Raw genomic sequence first — 4,088 nt, forward strand, 5'->3', positions numbered from 1 at the left:
GGGGTATAACAAAGTGAATATATTTGTATAACGAATTGTTATTTCGTACTTTTATATTCGGAAAAACAACTATACTATGAAATCATCAAAAGTTCAAACTGCATTTCGTTTTGACGAAGAACTTCTTGAATTAGTAAAAGAGAAAGCAAAAGCACAGCGAAGAAGTCTGAACAACTATATCGAGGGGCTTTTATACCAAGATGTAGGAAACATACCTAACGAAGAGACGAAGAAGGCTATCGAAGAAGCCGTTCACGGAGATTTGGAGAGAATCGAGGATTTGGATACTTGGTTAGATAACTTGTAGACAATGTACTACTTAGATTTCACAACCAAGTTCAAAAAGGATTTAAAGAAAATAAAACGCAACAAACAAGATTTTAAACTTTCTGTAAGAGTTCTAAAAATTTTGGAGAGAAAGGGCGCTTCAGGAATACCCAAAAGTGCTAGACTACATAGATTGAAAGGTGCTTATAAAGATAACTGGGAGTGCCACATTAAACCCGACCTGTTGATTATTTGGTTTCAAATAGAGTCACCAAAGGGCATCAAACTGGTCAGAATTGGGTCACATTCCGACCTTTTCAGTTAAACATTCCTAAAAACCGCCGCCGTATTGGTTCCCCCGAACCCTGAAGCTGTCTTTAAAAATGTGTTGATTTTTTTCGATGTTGTTTTTTCGATGATATTCAAGGGTTGCGAAACCCCCAATTCTTGAAACCCTTTCGAGGCGAACAATGTATTTCGTTTTAAGGAATGCATTCCTACAATGGTCTCGAGCAGCCCCGATGCCCCTAGCGTATGACCAAAATAGCCCTTGAGACTGTTCAAAGGGGTGTTGGCCAAACCGGCCCGGTTAAAGGCAATGGCTTCCATTTCATCGTTATACATGGTAGCCGTACCGTGGGCGGAAACATAATCGATTTCACCGGGGGATAAATTGGCTTCCTGAAGCGCCGAGGTAACACTTAGAAACAAACCCTCTCCCGTGCGGGATGGTCCGGAAATATGGTTGGCGTCGTTGCAGGATGCTCCCCCCAAAATTTCTACGGATTCGTCGACCAACCGATTATTATCCCTGGTGACCAGAACGCTTGCCGCAACTTCCCCAATATTGATGCCTGATCGTGATTTGCAATACGGCCGACAAGGTACGTCACTCAAAGCCTGAAAGGAATTGAATCCCGAAATAATGAATTTTGTGACCAGATCGCCGGCCACGGTGAAAACATGGTCGAACGTACCTTGATCGATCAATCTTTTGGCGGTTACGATCGCTAGAATCCCGGAAACACAGGCATTCGAGACTACGATTGGCTCTGTGGCGAAGCCAAAATGGTTTTGCAGCTCCGCCCCTATAGTACTTAAATAGGCACGTTCTTTCGGGAATTTACTGCCCTCTTCCAATACGTCGATATTGCCCTTGGTCGTGGAAACTATAAGTCCGACGCGATCGGTCAATTCAATTTTTGAAGCCTCTAGGATATTTTCTAGCGAGACCACCAGCATCTTTTCCAATCGGGTTTTTGGTGATGAGGTCGGTAATCGCTCAAAAGCGTCGTTCAAGGCATCCTCTGATATCATAGAGGAGTAAAAAGGGCGGTCTAAAATCTCGTGCCCGTCAATCAATCGTAGCCCCGAAACTTCGGCGGATAGCTGATCAACCACGCTCGTGCTGTCAAAACCAAGTGATGAAACAATATTGTTATATGATAAATAGGTACTATACATTCAACAAACCCATTTTAATTTTCCATTGCCTAAAGAAATCGGGAAGTATCAAAGAAAGATTGCCTTCCAATTCTACAAAGACCTGAACGGTTTCTCCCGTGCATACGACATTCCCCTCCGGATTCAAGATTTCGTATTTAAAAATCATTTTTGCAGCGGGCGAATCGATATAGGTCGCCTTGATGGTAGCGACATCGCCATAACGCAGTGGTAGTCTATGTTCACATTTCGAGGAAACGATTGGGGTCGAAAAATTATTGGCCTTTTGATGGAGGTACGAAATGCCATGATGGCGGCCGAAGGCTTCACGGCCATCCTCAAAAAACTGGATGTAGTTGCCATGCCAGACGATACCCAGGGGATCACATTCTGCAAATCGTACCCGAATTTCACTGGAATGAGTGATTTCTTTATTCATTTTTCAAACCGTGTTCTTCCTTTCATTATATACCACAGAAATTACAACTGTAACCGCAAAAAACAAAGATAACAATGCAATTTCAGGCAGTACTTCGGATATTCCGACATTTCGCAAAAAGACATCGTAAAAAGCATTTAAGCCCCAGTTCATAGGGGAAATATTCGAGAGCACCTGCATGAATTTTGGCATGGCGAAAACGGGGACCCAAACCCCGCCCAAGGCGGCCAGAATAACAACAAAGGTGGCTCCAAAGGGGGCGGATTGCTCTTGTGTCTTTGCGATGGTGCCTAATAATAGCCCAAGACCTACGGCAGCCAATCCTGCGAAGAAGGCCACAAAAAAGAGTAGGGGCAGTTTCCCTGAAACATCCAATTTTGGAAGCCCGATGAACGGAAAAAAATAAATGCCGACCAAAAGCATCAAAGCAAATTGAACTAGTGCGACCCCAAGAAAGACTACGGTTTTTCCGCCTAAAAAAGTGCCATACGAAACGGGATGAGTACGTAATCGTATAAATGTACCCTGATTTTTTTCTTTCACCATGTTGATAGACAGGGGTAAGATAATAAAGAAAATGGCAAAAAGCGTCCACGCCGGAATGTTGTGTTGGGTGGCGTTGGGGATGATTGCTTTTTCAGAAGGTACTATTTCCTTAAAAAGTAAGAAGGGTTCAGCGTCGAAAAAATTTTCGGTAGAATCCTCTGTCAATTCATCCTGAAAGGCCTTGTAAATGGTCTGGGTCTCTATTTTGGATACCATTTGATCGATACCGCTCTTTATGGAATTACGAAAGGCGAATTGGGTGGCCGGGTCAAAATAGAGCTTGATTTCCTTGGACTTTAATTTCGATTTTACCAAAGGAATACTTTCTTCTTTCTCACCGAATTTTTCTAGGATGCCTTCGACGTTTTCGGCGACCTTTTGATTTAAATCTTTTGATAGATTTTTAGGGATGACGATGCCCAACTGAAATTTACCGGTCCGCACCAACTCTTTTACCGATGCTTCGGATGATTGTAGTTGCACCTCGAAAAGGGGCGAATTTTTAAGGTTTTCCTGAATGGTTTTTGAGACCTCTCCTTGGTCGTTGTCGACTAAAAGAATGGGAATTTTTGTCTCCTTCAATGTCTTGAAGGTGTCATTTTGAACGAGGGTTATCGAAACGACCAAAAACAAGGGCATCAAAAAAAGGATGGCCAAGCCGCCGATATCGCGTGTGAGCAGCAAAAATTCTTTGTATGTCGAGGCCCAAAGTTTATGCATAGTCGCGCAGGGCTTTACCGGTTTTCGCTAAAAATACTTCCTCAAGATTCTTGGCGCCAACCTGTTGTGCTATCAAGGTCTGGGGTGTGCCTTGGCAAACGATAGTTCCTAAATCGATAATGGCGACACGGGTACAGAATTTTTCTGCTTCGTTCAGGTGATGGGAGGTGTATAGAATGGTGGTTCCCCCGGCGTTGAGCTGCCCTAGATACTCCATAATAACATTTTTGGACTGCACATCTACACCTACCGTAGGCTCGTCGAGAAACAAAACTTTAGGCCGGTGCAAGATACTGGCAATTAGGTTGATGCGGCGTTTCATGCCTCCCGAGAAACTGGCGATTTTTTTATGTGCGAATTTTGAAAGTCCTAAAATTTCGATATGTTCAAGAATTTTGGTATTTAACGGGTTGCCATGTAACCCGTACATGCTTCCGAAGTAGTGTAGGTTTTCATAAGCGGTCAGCGAGGGGTATAGGGCATACTCTTGGGGTACGATACCAATCATTTGTTTCAGTTCGTTTTTGTGTTCCCTGTAATTCAATCCGTCGATACTGAACGACCCCGATGTGGGCTTAAGTAGGGAACTTAGCATGGAAATTAAAGTAGTTTTTCCCGCTCCATTGGGACCCAACAACCCGAAAATTTCACCGGCCTCAATGCTGAGGTCTAA

6 protein-coding genes are annotated in these 4,088 nt (G+C 43.4%); 2 read left to right on the plus strand and 4 right to left on the minus strand.

Annotated features, from left to right (window positions below):
* The first annotated feature begins 76 nt into the window (after positions 1–76).
* Both ACEW8S_RS17435 and ACEW8S_RS17440 read left to right on the plus strand, forming a co-directional pair.
* Positions 77–307, plus strand: a complete 231-nt coding sequence (locus ACEW8S_RS17435) for a hypothetical protein (RefSeq protein ID WP_373519394.1) — start codon at positions 77–79, stop codon at positions 305–307.
* 3 nt (positions 308–310) lie between these two features.
* Positions 311–592 carry a type II toxin-antitoxin system YafQ family toxin gene (locus ACEW8S_RS17440; protein ID WP_373519395.1) on the plus strand — a complete coding sequence of 94 codons (282 nt, stop codon included), beginning with the start codon at positions 311–313 and terminating at the stop codon, positions 590–592.
* Here ACEW8S_RS17440 and ACEW8S_RS17445 read toward each other — a convergent pair.
* The 4 genes from ACEW8S_RS17445 to ACEW8S_RS17460 form a co-directional block, all read right to left on the minus strand.
* A complete protein-coding gene (locus ACEW8S_RS17445; protein ID WP_373519396.1) occupies positions 589–1,731 on the minus strand; it encodes a beta-ketoacyl synthase N-terminal-like domain-containing protein in 1,143 nt (380 codons plus the stop codon). The two genes, ACEW8S_RS17440 and ACEW8S_RS17445, sit on opposite strands and share 4 nt — an antisense overlap.
* Complete coding sequence (locus tag ACEW8S_RS17450) at positions 1,724–2,149, minus strand: acyl-CoA thioesterase (protein ID WP_373519397.1); 426 nt, start codon at positions 2,147–2,149, stop codon at positions 1,724–1,726. Before ACEW8S_RS17450 ends, ACEW8S_RS17445 begins: the two co-directional genes overlap by 8 nt.
* Positions 2,150–2,152: 3 nt before the next feature.
* Positions 2,153–3,415, minus strand: coding sequence for an ABC transporter permease (locus tag ACEW8S_RS17455; protein WP_373519398.1), 1,263 nt, complete (start codon positions 3,413–3,415; stop codon positions 2,153–2,155).
* Positions 3,408–4,088, minus strand: a 681-nt coding sequence (locus tag ACEW8S_RS17460) for an ABC transporter ATP-binding protein (protein WP_373519399.1), incomplete at its 5' end; no start/stop codon positions are given. The genes ACEW8S_RS17460 and ACEW8S_RS17455, both read right to left, overlap by 8 nt.

It is taken from the genome of Pricia sp. (assembly GCF_041745955.1).
Taxonomy (GTDB): domain Bacteria; phylum Bacteroidota; class Bacteroidia; order Flavobacteriales; family Flavobacteriaceae; genus Pricia.

Bases quoted from the DNA above. Each gene is read 5' to 3' on its own strand.
- ACEW8S_RS17435 (WP_373519394.1), top strand. From the start codon at position 77: ATGAAATCATCAAAAGTTCAAACTGCATTTCGTTTTGACGAAGAACTT.
- ACEW8S_RS17440 (WP_373519395.1), top strand. From the start codon at position 311: ATGTACTACTTAGATTTCACAACCAAGTTCAAAAAGGATTTAAAGAAA.
- ACEW8S_RS17445 (WP_373519396.1), bottom strand. From the start codon at position 1,731: ATGTATAGTACCTATTTATCATATAACAATATTGTTTCATCACTTGGT.
- ACEW8S_RS17450 (WP_373519397.1), bottom strand. From the start codon at position 2,149: ATGAATAAAGAAATCACTCATTCCAGTGAAATTCGGGTACGATTTGCA.
- ACEW8S_RS17455 (WP_373519398.1), bottom strand. From the start codon at position 3,415: ATGCATAAACTTTGGGCCTCGACATACAAAGAATTTTTGCTGCTCACA.